The sequence below is a fragment of the Methylobacterium sp. 13MFTsu3.1M2 genome (assembly GCF_900112625.1).
Lineage (GTDB): Bacteria > Pseudomonadota > Alphaproteobacteria > Rhizobiales > Beijerinckiaceae > Methylobacterium.
In genome coordinates, this window is the sequence record NZ_FOMM01000019.1 from 24,688 (window position 1) to 41,721 (window position 17,034).

Below are 17,034 nucleotides of genomic sequence, written 5' to 3' on the forward strand. Positions count from 1 at the left end.
CTAGAGAACCCGTCGCGGGTCGAGGGCGTCGCGCAGGCCGTCGCCGATGAAGTTGATCGACAGCACCGTGAGGAAGATCGCGCCGCCGGGAAACAGCGCCCAGTGCGGGGCGACGTCGAGATGGTCCTTGGCGTCGAACAGGAGCCGCCCCCAGGTCGGGATGTCGGGCGGGAAGCCGAGCCCCAGGAAGGACAGCGTCGATTCCGCGATGATCGCGGACGAGACCTCGATCGAGGCCGCCACGATCACCGGACCGAGCGCGTTCGGCAGGATGTGGCGGCGCACGAGGTGCCCGGTCGTCGCGCCCTGCGAGCGGGCCGCCTCCACGAACTCCTTCTCGCGCAAGGACAGGAACTGCGCCCGCACCAGCCGGGCGACCGGCATCCAGCGCAGGCCGCCGATCACCGCGACGATCATCAGGAACACGCCGCCCTGGCTGCCGAACACGGCCTTCAGGCTGTCGCGGAACAGGTAGATCACGAGGAGCAGCAGCGGCAGCTGCGGCAGCGACAGGAACAGGTCGGTCAGCCACATCAGCACCGGGTCGAGGAACCGGCGCGACATGCCGGCGAGCGCGCCGACCAGCACGCCGATCAGGCTCGCCACCGCCATGGCGGCGAAGCCGACCGCGAGCGAGATCCGGCCACCGTAGATCATCCGGGCGAGCAGGTCCTGACCGAGATCGTCGGTGCCGAACGGGTGGTCCCAGGACGGGCCCTGGAGCTGGGCCGCGAAGTCGATGTCGTCGATGGCAACCGGCCAGAGCAGGCCGCCGAACACCACGCCGGCGACGAGGAGCGCCAGCACGCCGACGCTGGCGAGCGCCAGCCGGTGCCGCCGGAAGCGCCGCCACGTCTCCCGCCCCGGCGAGGCCGGCGCGCGGGCGAGGGCAGGCGCCTCATCGGAGGGCGATGCGAGGGTCGAGCCAGCCATAGAGCAGGTCCGCGACGAGGTTGAACAGGATGACGAGGCCGGCGAACACGAAGGTCACCGCCATCACCACCGGCGTGTCGTTGGACAGCATCGCGTCGATCAGCAGCGAGCCGATGCCGGGGATCCGGAAGATCTGCTCGGTGACGATGGCGCCGCCGAACACCGCGGGGATCTGAAGGGCGACGAGCGTCACCACCGGGATCAGGGCGTTACGGGCGATGTGCCGGCGGGTCACCGTGCCCTCGGTCAGGCCCTTGGCCCGGGCCGTGGTGACGTAGTCGAGCCGGGCGACGTCAAGCGCCGAGGCGCGCACGTAGCGCGTGTAGGAGGCGGCCTGGAAGAAGCCCAGCACCGCCACCGGCATGATCGCCTGCCGGACATTCGCCCAGACCCAGGGCAGGCCGGAGCCCGGCAGGTCGGCTTGGTAGACGAAGGGCAGCCAGCCGAGCTTGATCGAGAACAGCAGGATGAACAGCAGGCCGGTGAAGAAGGTCGGCAGCGAGAAGCCCACGAAGGCCAGCGTGTTGGCGACCTGGTCGGCGAGCGAGTAGGGCCGGCGCGCGGCGTAGAGGCCCACCGGCACGGCGATCAGCAGCGCCAGCACCTGGGAGGAGCCGACCACGAACAGGGTCGTGGGCAGCCGCTGCAGGATCAGCGTGTCGACGTTCACCCGGCTGGCGAAGGAGAAGCCCCAGTCGCCCTGCAGCATGGCGGTGAGCCAGTGCAGGTAGCGGGTGAGGATCGGGTCATCGAGGCCGAACTTGACGCGGAGCGCCGCCCGCACCTCCGGGGGCACGTTCGGGTTGCTGGCGAGCTCGCCGAACGGGTCGCCCGGCGCGAGCGCCAGGACGGTGAACAGGATCAGGCTGATGCCGAGCAGGCTCGGGATCGCGATCAGGAGCCGTCGCAGGATGTAGGCGCCCATGGCGCGGCGCTCCCGCTCAGGCCTCCCGGTACCAGTCGGGCAGGAACGACAGGTCGTTGTCCCAGCCGCTGCGGGGCGCCGTGAGCGTGGCGCCCACCGCCGAGACCTCGGCGCGGTGGATCAGCGGCAGCACGTTCTCGGAGACCGCGAGGTCGTTGCACTTAATGAGGAGCGCCGCCCGCTTGACCGGGTCGAGCTCACTCTGGGCGGCGTTGTAGGCCTCGTCGTAAGCCGCGTTGCGCCAGCGCACGACGTTGCGGCCCTGCCACTTGTTGGCCTTCTGGGCCACCTCCCAGGAGGCGTACATGAGCAGCCAGATCGCCGGATCGGCCTGCGTCATGCTGTAGGCGTACATCTCCATGTCGGCGTAGAAATGCGTGCAGGTGTCGGGGTTCGCCGGGTCGGAGGAGAAGAACACCGAGCCGGTCACCGATTTCAGCTCGATCTCGATGCCGGCCTTGGCGGCCGCCTGCTTGATGATCGCCTGCGTCTTCTGGCGCGGGGCGTTGATCGAGGTCTGGAAGACCAGCTTGAGCTTCTTGCCGTCCTTGGCGCGGATGCCGTCCGAGCCCTTCTTCCAGCCGGCCTCGTCGAGGAGCGCGTTGGCCTTGGCCGGGTCGAAGGCGAAGCTCGTGTTCTTCGAGACGAAGCGCTCCGGGCCGTTGACCGTGTTGGCGGTGGGCTTGCCGGTGCGGCCGTAGATGTAGGTCTGGATCGACTTGCGGTCGACCAAGAGGTTCATCGCCTGGCACACCTTCGGGTCGGAGAAGGCGGGGTGCTTGGTGGTGATCGAGGCGCGCTCGCCGTCGACCTCGACGTTCGGGTCGGCGGCGTTGAGGAGCAGGAACTCGAGCTTGCCGCCGTAGACCACGTCGACCCGGCCCTTGCCGCCGGTCTCCAGGCGCTTCAGCACCTCGTCCTCGATCAGCATGTTCCAGGCGTAGTCGTACTCGCCGGTCTGGAGCACGGCTCGGGCGGCCGAGACCGCGTCGCCGCCGCCCTTCATCTCGACCGTGTCGAAGTAGGGCCGGTTCGGCAGGTGGTAGTCGGGATTGCGCTCGCCGCGGACGATGTCGCCGGGCCGGAACTCCACGAACCGGTACGGGCCGGTGCCCACCGGGGCGAGGTTCTGGGGCGCGTCCCGGGACTTGGCGCCGCTGTAGGGTCCGAACAGGTGCTTCGGCAGCACCATCCCGACGATGCCCACGTAGGCGTCGCACCAGTAGGGCGTGGGCTTGTCGAACAGGACCCGGACGCTGAGGTCGTCGACCTTCTCGACCTTGCAATCCTTGTAGGACCCGGCCGTCACCGCCGCGGTGGCGGGGTCGCGGGCGTATTCCCAGGTGAAGACGAGGTCGTCGGCGGTGAGCGGCTTGCCGTCGTGCCACTTCACGCCGGGCTTGAGCGTCCAGACAACCGAGCGGCCGTCGGCGGCGAGCGCCCCGTTCTCCTTCGAGGGGATCGAGGCGGCGAGCACCGGCACGAGGTTGCCGTCCGCGTCCCAGGCGGCGAGCGGCTCGTAGAAGATCCGCGAGGCGTCCTGGTCCTTGGTGCCGACGGCGAAATGCGGGTTGATCAGCGTCGGCGCCTGCCACCAGAGGAGCTTCAGCGCGCCGCCGCCGCCGGCCTTGGTCGGCTTGTAGCCGGCCCGGATATCGGCCGCCATCGCAACCCCGTTCCCGGCCAGCATCAGCCCGGCCATGGGCGCGGTGAGGCCCACAGCCACCATCCGCTGCACGAAAGCGCGCCGCGACAGGCGGCCGTCCTTCACCTGCCCGATGAGGCCGCGCAGATCCCGCTCGTCCATGTACGCTTTCCCGTTTACCGCCGTGACAGGCACAGCAACATTCCGGCAGCGGCCTTGGCAAGGGGCGGGCCAGTGACGGTTCAATCGGAACGTGTTGACGGACGCTTGGTTCGGGCAGGAGCATGGCCTGGGCAGTGCATGCGGTCAGGCAGCAGCAGGGCGCACGCCGTGTCCGTCCTTGCGAGCGGAGCGAAGCAATCCAGCGGCGCCACGCTTCCCGAGGGCGCGCAACCCTGGGTCGCTTCGCTGCGCTCGCGAAGACGGCGCGGAGCCCGCTATGGTGGCGCGACCTCGATGCGCAGCTTTCCCGGAGTGGACCCGATGGACAACCGCAACGCCGTGTGGCGCCACGTCGACGCGCAGTCGGAACGGCTGATCGCCCTGTCCGAGCGGGTCTGGGGCATGCCGGAGGTCTGCTACACGGAGAGCCGCTCCTGCGCCGAGCACGTCGCCGAGCTGCGCCACCAGGGCTTCCGGGTCACCGAGGCGGTCGCCGGCATCCCGACCGCCGTGATGGGCGAGGCGGGAGACGGCGGGCCGGTCATCGCGTTCCTTGGCGAGTACGACGCCCTGCCGGGCCTGTCGCAGGAGGCCGGCGTCGCCGAGCACCGGCCGGTGGAGGCGGGCGGGCACGGCCACGGCTGCGGCCACAACCTCCTCGGCTCGGCGGCTCTGCTCGCCGCCACCGCGCTGAAGGACTGGCTCGCCGAGACCGGGACGCCCGGCCGCGTGCGCTACTACGGCTGCCCGGCGGAGGAAGGCGGCGCCGCCAAGGCCTTCATGGTCCGCGCCGGCGCCTTCGCGGACGCCGACATCGCGATCACCTGGCATCCGGGCAGCTTCTGGGAGGTGGCACCGCCGGTCGCCCTCGCCAACACCCGGGCCGACTTCGTCTTCACCGGCCGCACCGCCCACGCGGCGGCCGCGCCCCATCTCGGGCGCTCGGCGCTCGACGCCGTCGAGCTGATGAGCGTCGGCGTGAACTACATGCGCGAGCACATGCCGTCCGACGCGCGGGTCCACTACGCCTATCTCGACGCCGGCGGCATCGCCCCGAACGTCGTCCAGGCCGGCGCGACGGTGCGCTACTCGATCCGGGCCCGCGACCTGCCCGGCATGCTGGCGCTGGTCGAGCGGGTGAAGAAGATCGCGCAGGGCGCCGCCCTGATGACCGAGACCGCCGTCGAGGTGCGGATCGTCAGCGCGGTGTCGAACCTGCTGGGCAACGATCCCCTGGAGCGGGCGCTGCACGGCGTCATGGAGGAGCTCGGGCCGCCGCATTTCGACGCCGCCGACCGGGACTTCGCCGGCAAGATCCGGGCGACGCTCACCGACGGCGACATCGACGCCGTGTTCCGCGCCGTGGGGATGCCGCGCACCGAGGCGCCGCTCGCCGACTTCCTCGTGCCCCTCGACGCGTTGCGCAACCCGGCGGTGGGGTCCACCGACGTCGGCGACGTCAGCTGGGTGGTGCCGACCGTCCAGGCCCACGCGCCCACGGTGGCCATCGGCACGCCGTTCCACACCTGGCAGGTGGTGGCGCAGGGCAAGACCCCCGCGGCCCACAAGGCGATGGTGCAGGTCGCCAAGGCGATGGCCGCCACCGGGGCCCGGGCGGTGACCGACGCGGCCCTGCGCGACGCCGCCAAGGCGGACCTCGCCCGCCGGGTCGGCGCGGCGGGCTACGTCTCGCCGCTGCCGCCGGAGGTCGAGCCGCCGCTCGGCATGTCGCTGGGGCGCTGACGCAGTCCCGCCTCAGAGCGTCCGGGCGCGGAGCGCCGTGACGACGATCTCGGCCAGGATGACGACGCCGAAGATCGCGGCGAGCACCACGGCGACTTGGTCCCAGTAGAGCAGGTTCAGGGCGGTATCGAGCGCGACGCCGATGCCGCCCGCGCCGACCAGCCCCAGCACGGCGGATTCGCGGATGTTGATGTCCCAGCGGAACAGCGCGATCGACCAGAAGGCCGGCTTCACCTGCGGCCAGTAGCCGAGAAGCAGCGTCGACATCCGGCCGGCACCCGCGGCCTGCAGGGCCTCGATCGAGCCGCGATTGGCCTCCTCCAGCGCCTCGGCGAACAGCTTTCCGGTGAAGCCGACGGAGCGGAGCGCGATCGCCAGGGTCCCGGCCAGCGGCCCCGGGCCGAACACCGCCACGAACAGCAGTGCCCAGACCAGAGAGTTCACCGAGCGCGAGGTCACGAACACGAACTTGGCGAAAAGGTTCAGCGCGCGGTTGGGCGTGACGTTGCGGGCCGCCATCAGCCCGATCGGCACCGCGATCGCGATGGCGATCAGGGTGCCGAGCGTCGCGATGTGGAGCGTCTCCACCAGCGCCCGCAGGGTCGGCCCGACATAGCCGGCATCCATCGGCCACATCCGGCCGAACAGGTCGGCCAGCTGGTCGGGCGCGTCGTAGAGGAATTCCGGGATCACCTCGATGGTGCGCAGGCTCGCCACGAAGGCCGCCACCGCGCACAGCGTGAAGGCGAGCCGCGCCAGCCGCTTCCACAGGGGGAAGCGCTGCCAGCGGCGCGGGCCGGCGGACGCGGGCGCGAGGGCCACGCTCACTGGAACACCTTGCGGGCCCAGCCGGAGACGATCTCGGCCACCATGATCAGGGCGACGATGACGATCAGGATCGCCAGCACCACGTCGAAGTCGAAGCGCTGGTAGGCGGTGAACAGCGTCGCTCCGATGCCGCCGCCGCCGACGATGCCCACCATGGTCGAGTTCCGCAGGTTGGAATCGAGCTGGTAGGTGGCGAAGCCGATGAAGCGCGGCAGCACCTGCGGCTGCACGCCCATGATCAGGATCGACAGGAAGCCGGCGCCGGTCGCCCGCACCGCCTCGACCTGCTTCAGGGAGATCTCCTCGATCGCCTCGGCGAACAGCTTGGCGATGAAGCCCACCGAGGCGACGATCAGCGCCATGACGCCGGCGAGCGCCCCGAAGCCGATCGCCTTCACGAACAGGATCGCCACGATGATCGGGTGGAACGACCGGCAGAGCGCGATCAGGATGCGGGTCGGCCACGTCACCCATGGCGGCATCAGGTTGCGGGCCGCCAGGAAGCCGATCGGCAGGGCGACCGCGATGCCGACCACCGTGGCGATCACGGCGATCTGCAGGCTCTCGAGGATCCCCGACTGGATCAGTTCCCAGCGGGAGAAGTTCGGCGGGAACATCCGGGCCAGGAACTGCTGCCCGTGGGCGAGGCCGCCGGCGAAGCGCTCGGGCGAGAAGCCGAGCTGGGTCGCCGCGTAGACCGCGTAGACGGCGAGGAGCGCCCAGCCCGCGCGGGCGGTCCAGTTGGGCCGGAACGCGACGCGGTCGGGGGAAGCGTCGGGGGAGGCGTCGGGGGAGGCCGGGCGGGCGGGCGCGCTCATTCGAGCCAGTTCTCGCCGCCGTAGATGCCGCGCAGGTCGGCCTCGCTCAGCCGGTCCGGCGGCCCGTCATAGACCACGTGCCCGCCCGACATGCCGACGATCCGCGCGGCGAAGCGCTGGGCGAGCGCCACGTTGTGGATGTTGACCACCACCGGCACGCCGCGCTCGGCCGCGAGCCGGGACAGGATCTCCATGATCTCGACGGAGCTCTTCGGGTCGAGGGACGAGGTCGGCTCGTCGGCGAGCACGATCTCGGGCTCCTGCATGATCGCCCGGGCGATGCCGACGCGCTGGCGCTGCCCGCCCGACAGGGCGTCGGCCCGGCGGGTGGCGAAGCCCGACAAGCCGACCGCGTCGAGGAGGTCGAAGGCGCGGGCGATGTCCGCCTCGGGGAAGCGCCGCAGCCACGCGCGCCAGGCCGGCACGTAGCCGAGGCGGCCGCAGAGCAGGTTCTCCATCACCGAGAGGCGCTCGACCAGGTTGTACTCCTGGAACACCATCCCGATCCGGCGGCGCGCCCGGCGCAGGGTGGGGCCGGAGAGCCGGGCGAGGTCCTCGCCCCGGAACAGGATCTCCCCCGAGGTCGGCTGGACCAGCCGGTTAATGCAGCGGATCAGGGTGCTCTTGCCGGTACCGGACGGCCCGATGATCGCCGTGAGCCCGGTGCCCGGCACCACGAGGTCGATGCCCTTCAGGACCGGCTGGCCGGCCCGGTACGCCTTGGTCAGTCCCCGGATCACCAGGGCGCCGGGATCGCCCTCGAGTCCGGCCGCCACCGCGCGCGCCGCGCTCCTCGCCGTCACGGCCGACGTCAACGCCTGAGTCACGGCTTGGGCGCGCCCGCGGCCTTCTTGCGCGCCGCCTCGGCCTCGCGGGCGGCCTCGCGCTCGTAGGCGACCTTGTTGTACGGCGTGCCCGATTCCTCCGCGACCTTGCGGACGATCGCCCAGTCCTTGAGGTAGGTGATCGGCGCGAACCGGTCGTCGCCCTCGAAATCCTTCACCATGTCGGGCGGGAAGCGGAAGTCGTAGAAGCACTGCTTCAGCTTCTCGGCGAGTTCCGGCTTGAGATCGTGGGCGTAGGCGAAACCCGAGGTCGGGAACTTCTCGCTCGTGTAGATCACCCGGTAATCGTCGCCCTTGATCGTCCCGCGGGCGACCATCCGGTAGAACACGTCGGAGGCCACAGGGGCGGCGTCGTAGTCGCCGGTGCCGACGCCAAGCGCTGACTTGTCGTGGCCGCCCGAGTAGATGAGCTTGTAGTCCTCGCCGGGCTTCAGCCCCTGCTCGGGGAACAGCGCCTTGGGCGCGAGGTTGCCGGAATTCGACGACGGCGCCGTGTGGGCCACGCGCTTGCCCTTGAGGTCGGCCAGCGTCTTGTACGGGCTGCTCGCCTTCACCACGACGATCAGGTTGTAGCCCTCGGCGCCCTTCTCGGTGCCCTTGGCGGCGAACGGGATCGCGCCGGCCATGTTCACCGCGAAGCCGAGGGGCCCGGTCGAGAAGCCCGCCACCGTGAGCCGGCCGGAGCGCATCGCCTCGATCTCGGCCGAGTTCGACTGGACCGGGTAGTAGACGACGCGCTTGCCGGTGCACTGGCTCAGGTAGGTCGTGAACGGCTTGAACGAGTTCTCGTAGACCGCGGGATCTTCCACCGGCGTGTAGGCGAAGACGATCACGCTCGGGTCGCGGGTCTTGGCCGGAACGTCGGCAACGAGGTCCTTGTTGGCGTCGCAGTAGGCGTCGTCGAGCTGGCCGCGGTTGGGGCACTCGTCGGCCCTCAAGGGCGAGAGGGAACCGAAGCCGCAGAGCAGCGCCAGGGCTGCGCCGTATCGGGCGATCGTCACGCGCTATCCTCCCTGCGGGGCCGTGCCTCGGGCCGGCGCCGTCGTGTCCCGCCCGGTCCGGGCCGAGCTTGAGCCGGCAAAGGTGTAGGCGCCGGCTGACGGGAGACGCAAGGCGCGACAGCGAGCGGACGTTGAGGGAAGCCGCGCGCTGACAGGGGCGTCGTGGCGGCCGTCCGGGCGGCCGTCCGGGCGGCGGCCGGCCTCAGGGCGCGAGCCGCGTGAACACGTAGTCGTGGTCCCGGACATTGGCGCTGTGGCAGGCGAAGCAGGTCTCGTGCTGGGCCGCGTCCGCAGGCTTGCCGTCGACGAAGCGCCCGAACCCCCAGCCCCCCGTCGCCGCGTAGCGCCGCGAATCCTTCACCATGACCTGAACCGTCGTGGCGCCGCCGGGCACGAAGGCCGGGGCGAACTCCGCGGACGGCACCCTCGTCCAGGCGCGCTTCACCAGCACCGTCCCGTCCGGGAACGGCAGGGTGCCCGACCGGTAGGCGTCCAGCGCCCGCGCGTTGCCGACCACGGCGCGCAGCTCGTCGAGGGCCCCGGTCTCCTGCGCGACGCCGACGAGCTGCCAGTCGCGGTACCCGTCCGGGACGGTGACGCCGTAGATCGGCGAGGCCGCCGGGGCGGTCCCGGCATCCACGGCGCGCACCGCGGAGCCTCCCAAAATCAGGCCCGCAGCGAGCAGGGCCGGCAGCGCGACAGCCAGGAACCGCATGGCAACCTCCGTCATCGTCTCGGGATGATCGTGTGTCCGGGGATGATCCGGCCGCGCCGGCGCGGTCAGGCCGCGGCCGCGTCGATCACGGCCTGCGCGAAGGCGCGCGGGGCCTCCTGCGGGAGGTTGTGGCCGATCCCGCCGGTGATCAGCCGGTGCGCGTAGCGTCCGGTGAACTTGGCCGCGTAGCTGGCGGGGTCCGGATGCGGCGCGCCGTTCGCGTCGCCCTCCAGGGTGATGGTCGGCACGCCGATCGTGGGCGCCTGCGCGAGGCGGCTCTCCAGCGCGTCGTACCGGCGCTCGCCCTCGGCGAGGCCCATCCGCCAGCGGTAATTGTGGATGACGATGCTGACGTGATCCGGGTTGTCGAGGGCCGGGGCGCTCCGCGCGAAGGTGGCGTCGTCGAAGCGCCAGCGCGGCGAGGCGGTCTGCCAGATCAGCTTGGCGAAGTCGGCGCGGTAGGCCTCGTAGCCGGCCCGCCCCCGGCTGGTGGCGAAGTAGAACTGGTACCACCAGGACAGCTCGGCCCGCGGCGGCAGCGGCTTCTTGCCGGCCTCCTGGTTGCCGATCAGGTAGCCGCTGACCGCCACCAGCGCCCGGCACCGCTCTGGCCACAGCGCCGCGACGATGTCGGCCGTCCGCGCGCCCCAGTCGAAGCCGCCCAGGACGGCCTGGGGGATCTTCAGGGCGTCCATCAGGGCGATGACGTCCACCGCGAGTGCCGCCTGCTCGCCGTTCCGGACCGTGTCCGACGCCAGGAAACGGGTGGTGCCGTAGCCGCGCAGGTACGGCACGATCACCCGGTGCCCGGCCGCCGTGAGGATCGGAACGACCTCCGCGAAGGCGTGGATGTCGTAGGGCCAGCCGTGCAGCAGGATGACCGCCGGCCCGTCGGCGGGACCGGCCTCGACGTAGCCGACGTCGAGCACACCGGCCTCGACCTGCTTCAGGACGCCCGGCATGGCGCCGGGGACCGGGGCGCCGGGGGCCGAGTCGCCCTGCGCCCGCGCGGTCCCGCCGAGGCCGAGCTCGGCGAGGGCGGCGGTGGCTACCGCGCTCTTCAGGAGGCGGCGGCGGCTCCAGGCGGATGTGTCGGGATCGGTCTCGCGGGCCATGGACGGCTCCCTCGTCGGAAAGTCTTCGATGGAGCGAAACCTATCCCGATGCTCGACACCGCGCTTTGAGAGGACCTTGAGGACACCTTCAGAGGCCCATGATTTATGCTCGCCCGGGCCCGTGCTAGAGCGCCCTCCGCCGCGGAGACCGGTTCGGTGAGCAGGGCGCGGAACGAGGACATGGCCCCGCCCAGGAACGCCCCGTGATCTACCGGTTCGGATCCTTCACCCTCGATTCTGCCCGGCGCGAGCTCAGCCGGGACGGCGCCGAGATCGCCGTCGAGCCGCAGGTCTTCGACCTCCTGCGGGTGCTGATCGAGCGGCGCGACCGGGTGGTGAGCCGCGACGACCTGCTGGAGGCGGTCTGGAACGGGCGCATCGTCTCCGAGGCGACCCTCGGCAGCCGGATCAACGCGGCCCGGACGGCGATCGGCGACACCGGAACCGAGCAGCGCTGGATCCGGACGCTCCCGCGCAAGGGCGTGCGCTTCGTCGGCGCCGTGCGGGAGGCCGCATCGGAGGTCTCGCCCGGGGTCGCTCCGGAAGACGCGGCGGAGGCGGGCGTCACGTGGCGCACCGGGCCGCGCCTGCCCGCGGTGGCGGTCCTGCCCTTCACCAACATGAGCGCGGATCCGGAGCAGGCCTACTTCGCCGACGGGATCACCGAGGAGATCATCACGGCGCTGTCCCGCGTCAGCGGCCTGTTCGTGATCGCGCGCAACTCGACCTTCACCTACCGGGGCGCGGCGATCGACGTGCGCCGGGTCGGGCAGGAGCTCGGCGTCGGCTACGTGGTCGCCGGCAGCGTGCGCCGCGGCGGGTCGCGCCTGAGGATCACCGGCCAGCTGGTCGATGCCGGGACCGGCGCCCATCTCTGGGCCGACAGCTTCGACGGCGGGCTCGACGACGTCTTCGCCCTGCAGGAGCGGGTCGCCGCGCGTGCCGCCGCCGCGATCGAGCCCACCCTCCAGCTGGCGGAGATCGGCCGGCTCGGCCACGACGCGCCGGCCCATCCGGACGCCTACGACCGGCTGCTCCGGGCCAATGCCCGGCTCGCCGACTTCACCGCCGCCGGCATGGCGGCGGCGCTCGATCATCTGGACGAGGCCCTGGCGCTCGACCCGGGCTACGCCCCGGCGATGGCCGCGGCGGCCTATTGCCGGGCGCAGTGCCATTTCCAGGGCTGGATCGCGCAGGGCGAGGCGGAGCGCGCGGCGGCCGTGCGGCTGGCCTGGGGCGCGGTCGAGCGCGCGCCCGGGGACGCGCAGGTGCTGTGGATGGCGGCCTTCGCGGTCTGGAACATGTCGGAGACCGGGCGGGACCGGGCGCGCGACCTGTTCGGCCGCGCGCTGCTCGTCAACCCGAACTCCGCCCTGGCGCTCACCCTCGCGGGCTGGATCGAGACCATGTGCGGCCGCGCGGAGGCGGGACGCGCCATGATCGAGCGGGCGCTGCAGCTCAACCCGCGGGATCCGCGCGGCTGGCTGATGTCGGGCGTGATGGCGGTCGCGGCGGTCAGCGAGGCCGACTATCCCGAGGCGATCCGGTGGGCCGAGCGGGCGCTGGCGCAGAACCGACGCTTCGCCGTCGCCCTACGGGCGCTCGCCGTGGCCCATGTCGGGCTCGGCCAGCCGGAGCGCGCCCGGCAGGCGGTCGCCGAGCTCCTGGCGATCGAGCCCGGATTGACGGTCACGGGCTTCCTGGCGCGGATCCCCTTCCCGGTCGCCGCCCTGGGGCAGCGATACGCCAAGGCCCTGGCCGAAGCCGGCCTGCCCGCCTGAGCGGGACGCCGGTCAGGCCCCTTCCCGGTTCAGCCGGACGACGAGCTGATCGGCGAACTTGGCGGCGGCCACCGACAGGGAGCGCCCGCGCAGCTGCGCCAGGACCAGCGTCATCGGGGTGAGGTCGCGGGTGTCGATCGGCCGGCTGTGCAGGCGCGGATCCTCCGGGATGCCGCTGGGCACCTGCAGGCTCACCACGTCCTCCCGCAGGGTGAGGTTGCGCAGGAACTCCAGCGAGCCCGACTCCACGACCGGCCGGAGCTCGACGCCCCGCCGGGCCAGCGCGTGCTCGATGTGGTGGCGGATGGCGAGCGATCGGTCGGGCAGCGCCAGGGCGTGCGCGAGACAGTCGCGCAGCCGCACCGGCCCGCTCTCCGCCGCCAGCGCGTGGCCTCTGCGCATCAGCGCGCACAGGGTCTGATGGCCGGAATAGAGCGGGTGCAGCTCCGCCGAGGGCGGCGGCTGCAGGATCAGGGCGAGGTCGGCCTCGAATTCCGCCAGGGCGGTGACCGCCTGGGCGTGGTCGCGGACCTGCACGGTGAAGCCGACCTGCGGAAAGCGGGCGCGGTAGGCCTCGGCCTCCTCGGGCACCACCTGGGTGACGAAGGCCTGGCTGCAGGCGAGCGCCACGTGCCCCCGCCGCACGCCCGACAGGTCGGCGATCTGCGAGCGGACCCGGTCGAGATCGGCGGCCTGGTCGCGGATGTGCCGGGCGAAGAGCTCGCCGGCCGCGTTGAGCCGCATCCCCTGCGGCAGGCGCTCGAAGATCGGCGTGCCGAGCTCGTACTCGAGATCCTGGATCTGCCGGGTCAGGGCCGAGGGCGTGAGGTTCAAGCGCTCCGCGGCGCGCCGGATCGAGCCGGCGCGGGCGACCTCGGCGACGTAGGTGACGGTGCGCAGGTGCTTCACGCCCCTATCCTGCCCAGCTGTTGCGTTTATGGCAACGGCATACTCAGAAAATAGCACTTCCTCGCAACAGGTGGTGCCCGTAGCGTCGGCACATCGGGACCCTTCAGGAGCCGTTCGATGATCCGCCGCCGCACCCTCCTGGCCGGTCTCGGGGCCGGCCTCGCCCTCGGACCCCTGGCCCGGGCCCGCGCCCAGGGCGCGCCCGTCACGATCCGGATGGGCTCCCTCAAGCTGATCCACTCGATCGCGCCGAGCTTCTACGCGCGCTTCACCCCGCCCGGGGTGAATGTGGAGGTGGTGCCCTTCGAGAGCCCGACCGAGTGCAAGAACGCCGTGGTCACCAAGTCGGTGGATTTCGGCACCTTCGGGATCGCCGCCGCGACGCTGGGCGCCGCCGCCGGCGAGCCGCTCGTGGTCATCGCCTCCACCTGCAACCGCGGGATGGCGGTGATCGCCAAGAAGGGCTCCGACATCCACGCCATCAAGGACCTGCGCGGCAAGCGCGTCGCGATCTGGCCCGGCAGCACCCAGGAGGTCTTCGTCCTGGAGCGGATGCGCATGGAGGGGCTCTCGGTGAAGGACATCACCCCCGTGCGCGTCTCCTTCTCGGAGATGCACATCGCGCTCGCCCGCGGCGACGTCGACGCCTATGTCGGCGCCGAGCCGGGCCCGGGCGTCAGCCTCGCCTCGGGCGTCGGCCAGCTCGTCGAGTACCCCTACGGCACCGAGATGGGCGCGCTGAACATGGTGTTCGGCGCCCACCGCGACACGCTGGCCGAGCGGCCGGACCTCGTCCGGACCATGCTGGAGATTCACCGCAAGGCGACGGACTTCGCGGCCGGCGACCGCGACGCGATGATCGCCATGGCGGTGGCGAAGCTCGGCCAGAAGCGCGAGGCGCTCGAGCTCTCGGCCCCGAACGTCGAGCTGACCTGGCGCCTCGGGCCGAACGAGATCCGGCAGGCCGACGCCTACGCGCAGCACATGCTCGCGCTCAAGCAGATCAAGCGGCTGCCGGAGCCGGGTTTCATCGATACCCGCTTCGTCGACGCGCTGGGGCGGGCGTGAGCACCGGGATCGAGGCCGGCGCCCTGCCGGCGGCGGTGAGGTCGGCGCCCGCCCGCCGGGCCGGATCCGGACCCGGGCTCGCCCACCTGCGCCGGCTGGGGCTCGCCTGCGTGGTGCCGGCCGCGCTCGTCGCGGTCTGGCAGGTCACCACCGCGGGCCGGCCCTACAGCCTGATCCCGCCCCCCGCGGAGGTCTGGGCCGAGATGCGGGATCTCGCGGTCGGCGGCGTCAACGACGACGCGTTCAGCGGCACGCTCTGGACCCATCTCGCGGCGTCGCTGAGCCGGGTCTACGGCGGCTTCGCGCTGGCGGCCGCCGCCGCCCTGCCGCTCGGCCTGCTGATCGGCCGCGTGCCCCTGATCCGGGCTCTGCTCGATCCCGTCCTGCAGGTGCTGCGGCCGGTTCCGGTCACCGCGTGGCTGCCCTTGGCGATGATCCTGTTCGGCCTCGGGCCGCGCTCGGCCTTCTTCCTCGTGTTCCTCGGGGCGTTCTACCCGATCCTGGTCAACACCGTGTTCGGGGTCCGCTCCGTTGAGCCGCGCCTGTTCGAGGCGGCCGCGATGCTGGGCTGCACCGGGCCGGCCCAGTTCGTCCGCGTGGTGCTGCCGGCGGCGCTACCGTCGATCTTCACCGGCCTGCGGCTCGGCCTCGGCTTCGCCTGGGTGGTGATCGTGGTCGGCGAGATGACCGGCGTCCAGACCGGCCTCGGCGCGATCATCATGGAGGCGCGCCAGCTCTCGCGCACCGAGATCGTGATCTGCGGCATGGCGGTGATCGGGGTCGCGGGCTTCGTCTCCGACTGGCTGGTCATGCAGCTCGGCCGCCGGCTGCTCGCCTGGAGCCCCAATCATGGCTGATCCGACGATCCCGATCCTCGACATGCGGGCGGTCTCCAAGACCTACGCGGCGGGCGGCCGCCGGACCGAGGCCCTGCGCGAGGCGAACCTCACGGTGTCCCGTGGCGAGTTCGTCTGCCTGCTCGGCGCCTCGGGCTGCGGGAAGTCGACGCTGCTGCGGGTCGCCGCCGGCTTCGAGGCCCCGACCGCCGGGCAGGCCCTGATGTGGGGCAAGCCGATCGCCGGGCCGGGGCCGAGCCGCGGCATGGTCTTCCAGGATTACGGCCTGTTCCCGTGGCTCACGGTGCGGGACAATATCGGCTTCGGCCCGAAGGCCCGCGGGCGGCCCGCCGCCGAGGTGCGCGACACCGCCGAGCGCTACATCGCCCTCGTCGGCCTCCAGGCCTTCGCCGACGCCTACCCGCACCAGCTCTCGGGCGGGATGAAGCAGCGGGTCGCCATCGCCCGGGTGCTCGCCAACGAGGCCGAGGTGGTGCTGATGGACGAGCCCTTCGGGGCGCTCGACGCCATGACCCGCGAGCGACTGCAGGACGAGCTGCTCGACCTGTGGTCGCGGACGGGGCTGACGATCCTGTTCGTCACCCACGCCATCGAGGAGGCGATCTTCCTGGCCGACCGCATCGTGATGATGTCGCCCGGCCCCGGCCGGATCGAGGCGATCCACCCGGTCGAGCTGCCGCGGCGGCGCGACGTGTCGAGCCCGGCCTTCAACGACCTGCGCCGGATGCTGGCGGCCCAGCTCCACAGCCACCACGCCCCGCGGGCCGCCGCCTGATGGACACCGCGCCCGACGATCCCCGCCGGCCCGAGAATCGCCTCGCCTACCGCGCCGCCGTGGACCGGCCGCGCCTCACCTTGCCGGGCGGCAAGCACGTGGCGGTCTGGCCGGTGGTCAACGTCGAGCACTGGCTGATCGACAACCCGATGCCGCGCCAGATCCTGGTGTCGCCGACCGCCGCGAGCCTGCTCCCGGATATCCCCAACTGGGCGTGGCACGAGTACGGGATGCGGGTCGGCTTCTGGCGCTTCCTCGAGGCCTTCGCCAGCCGCGGAATCCGCCCGACGCTGTCGATCAACGGCTCGGTCTGCTCGGCCTATCCCCGCGTGGCCGAGGCCGCCCACGCGGCCGGCTGGGAGTTCATGGCCCACGGCTTCCACCAGGTCCCGACGCACCGGATCCCGGACCAGCCGGCGATGATCGCCCGCACCATCGCGGCGATCACCCAGACCACGGGGCGCCCGCCGCGCGGCTGGCTGGGACCGGGCCTCACCGAGACCCTCGACACGCCCGACCACCTGCGCGCGGCCGGCCTCGAGTACGTCGGCGACTTCGTGGTCGACGACCGCCCCTGCCGGGTGGCGACGCGCACGGGCGACCTCGTCGCCCTCCCCTACTCCGTCGAGCTCAACGACATCCCGCTGCTGGCCATCCAGCACCACCGGGCCGACGAGTTCGTGGAGCGGGCGCTCGCCCATCTCGACCGGCTCGCCGCCGAGGCCGCCGGCCCCGGCTCCCTCGGCGGGGCCAAGGTGATGAGCTTCGCGATCCACCCCTACATCACCGGCGTGCCGCACCGGATCGGCCTGCTGGAGCGCCTGCTCGACGCCGTCCTGGCCCGCGACGACGCGGTGTTCATGCAGGGGGTCGAGATCCTCGACTGGTACCGCGCCACCGGCGACGAATCCTGA

At 72.0% G+C, this 17,034-nt stretch carries 16 protein-coding genes; 6 read left to right on the forward strand and 10 right to left on the reverse strand.

The genetic code is table 11. From position 1 onward, the window contains the following. The 3 genes from BM314_RS19225 to BM314_RS19235 are packed head-to-tail and all read right to left on the reverse strand — an operon-like array spanning position 1 to position 3,665. Entirely contained in the window at positions 1 to 933 is a 933-nt protein-coding gene (locus BM314_RS19225) for an ABC transporter permease (RefSeq protein WP_091979577.1), read from the reverse strand. Then, on the reverse strand, positions 899 to 1,858 hold the full coding sequence (locus tag BM314_RS19230; RefSeq protein ID WP_091927930.1) for an ABC transporter permease: 960 nt from the start codon (positions 1,856 to 1,858) through the stop codon (positions 899 to 901). The genes BM314_RS19225 and BM314_RS19230 overlap by 35 nt, the downstream gene beginning before the upstream one ends. Positions 1,859 to 1,874: 16 nt before the next feature. After that, positions 1,875 to 3,665: a peptide ABC transporter substrate-binding protein gene (locus BM314_RS19235; RefSeq protein WP_091979578.1), complete on the reverse strand. Its 1,791-nt coding sequence runs from the start codon at positions 3,663 to 3,665 to the stop codon at positions 1,875 to 1,877. Positions 3,666 to 3,986: 321 nt separating this feature from the next. Here BM314_RS19235 and BM314_RS19240 point away from each other — a divergent pair, with 321 nt between their 5' ends. Then, a complete protein-coding gene (locus BM314_RS19240; RefSeq protein WP_091979579.1) occupies positions 3,987 to 5,408 on the forward strand; it encodes a M20 family metallopeptidase in 1,422 nt (473 codons plus the stop codon). Positions 5,409 to 5,420: 12 nt separating this feature from the next. Here the strand turns inward: BM314_RS19240 and phnE (BM314_RS19245) are convergent, their stop codons facing one another. The 6 genes from phnE (BM314_RS19245) to BM314_RS19270 all read right to left on the reverse strand — a co-directional run bounded on the left by phnE (BM314_RS19245) (position 5,421) and on the right by BM314_RS19270 (position 10,730). Then, positions 5,421 to 6,236, reverse strand: coding sequence for a phosphonate ABC transporter, permease protein PhnE (gene phnE, locus BM314_RS19245; protein ID WP_042671111.1), 816 nt, complete (start codon positions 6,234 to 6,236; stop codon positions 5,421 to 5,423). Next, positions 6,233 to 7,054 (reverse strand): phosphonate ABC transporter, permease protein PhnE, encoded by an 822-nt coding sequence (gene phnE, locus BM314_RS19250; RefSeq protein WP_091979581.1) that lies wholly within the window; start codon positions 7,052 to 7,054, stop codon positions 6,233 to 6,235. Before phnE (BM314_RS19250) ends, phnE (BM314_RS19245) begins: the two co-directional genes overlap by 4 nt. Then, positions 7,051 to 7,857 carry a phosphonate ABC transporter ATP-binding protein gene (phnC, locus tag BM314_RS19255; protein ID WP_244539981.1) on the reverse strand — a complete coding sequence of 269 codons (807 nt, stop codon included), beginning with the start codon at positions 7,855 to 7,857 and terminating at the stop codon, positions 7,051 to 7,053. The genes phnE (BM314_RS19250) and phnC overlap by 4 nt, the downstream gene beginning before the upstream one ends. A gap of 20 nt (positions 7,858 to 7,877) precedes the next feature. Further along, positions 7,878 to 8,900 carry a phosphate/phosphite/phosphonate ABC transporter substrate-binding protein gene (phnD, locus tag BM314_RS19260; protein ID WP_056524895.1) on the reverse strand — a complete coding sequence of 341 codons (1,023 nt, stop codon included), beginning with the start codon at positions 8,898 to 8,900 and terminating at the stop codon, positions 7,878 to 7,880. A gap of 202 nt (positions 8,901 to 9,102) precedes the next feature. Continuing rightward, on the reverse strand, positions 9,103 to 9,615 hold the full coding sequence (locus tag BM314_RS19265; protein ID WP_042671122.1) for a cytochrome P460 family protein: 513 nt from the start codon (positions 9,613 to 9,615) through the stop codon (positions 9,103 to 9,105). A 65-nt stretch (positions 9,616 to 9,680) separates the two neighbouring features. Further along, positions 9,681 to 10,730 carry an alpha/beta fold hydrolase gene (locus tag BM314_RS19270; RefSeq protein ID WP_091979585.1) on the reverse strand — a complete coding sequence of 350 codons (1,050 nt, stop codon included), beginning with the start codon at positions 10,728 to 10,730 and terminating at the stop codon, positions 9,681 to 9,683. 203 nt (positions 10,731 to 10,933) lie between these two features. Here BM314_RS19270 and BM314_RS19275 point away from each other — a divergent pair, with 203 nt between their 5' ends. Beyond that, entirely contained in the window at positions 10,934 to 12,511 is a 1,578-nt protein-coding gene (locus BM314_RS19275; RefSeq protein WP_091979587.1) for a winged helix-turn-helix domain-containing tetratricopeptide repeat protein, read from the forward strand. A 12-nt stretch (positions 12,512 to 12,523) separates the two neighbouring features. Here BM314_RS19275 and BM314_RS19280 read toward each other — a convergent pair whose 3' ends face one another. Then, positions 12,524 to 13,420: a LysR family transcriptional regulator gene (locus BM314_RS19280; protein WP_091979589.1), complete on the reverse strand. Its 897-nt coding sequence runs from the start codon at positions 13,418 to 13,420 to the stop codon at positions 12,524 to 12,526. 117 nt (positions 13,421 to 13,537) lie between these two features. Here BM314_RS19280 and BM314_RS19285 point away from each other — a divergent pair, with 117 nt between their 5' ends. The 4 genes from BM314_RS19285 to BM314_RS19300 are packed head-to-tail and all read left to right on the forward strand — an operon-like array spanning position 13,538 to position 17,034. Beyond that, entirely contained in the window at positions 13,538 to 14,488 is a 951-nt protein-coding gene (locus BM314_RS19285) for an ABC transporter substrate-binding protein (protein WP_020091228.1), read from the forward strand. Next, complete coding sequence (locus BM314_RS19290; RefSeq protein WP_091979591.1) at positions 14,485 to 15,345, forward strand: ABC transporter permease; 861 nt, start codon at positions 14,485 to 14,487, stop codon at positions 15,343 to 15,345. Before BM314_RS19285 ends, BM314_RS19290 begins: the two co-directional genes overlap by 4 nt. Further along, positions 15,338 to 16,120 (forward strand): ABC transporter ATP-binding protein, encoded by a 783-nt coding sequence (locus BM314_RS19295; protein ID WP_091979593.1) that lies wholly within the window; start codon positions 15,338 to 15,340, stop codon positions 16,118 to 16,120. Before BM314_RS19290 ends, BM314_RS19295 begins: the two co-directional genes overlap by 8 nt. Further along, positions 16,120 to 17,034, forward strand: a complete 915-nt coding sequence (locus BM314_RS19300) for a polysaccharide deacetylase family protein (protein WP_091979595.1) — start codon at positions 16,120 to 16,122, stop codon at positions 17,032 to 17,034. The genes BM314_RS19295 and BM314_RS19300 overlap by 1 nt, the downstream gene beginning before the upstream one ends.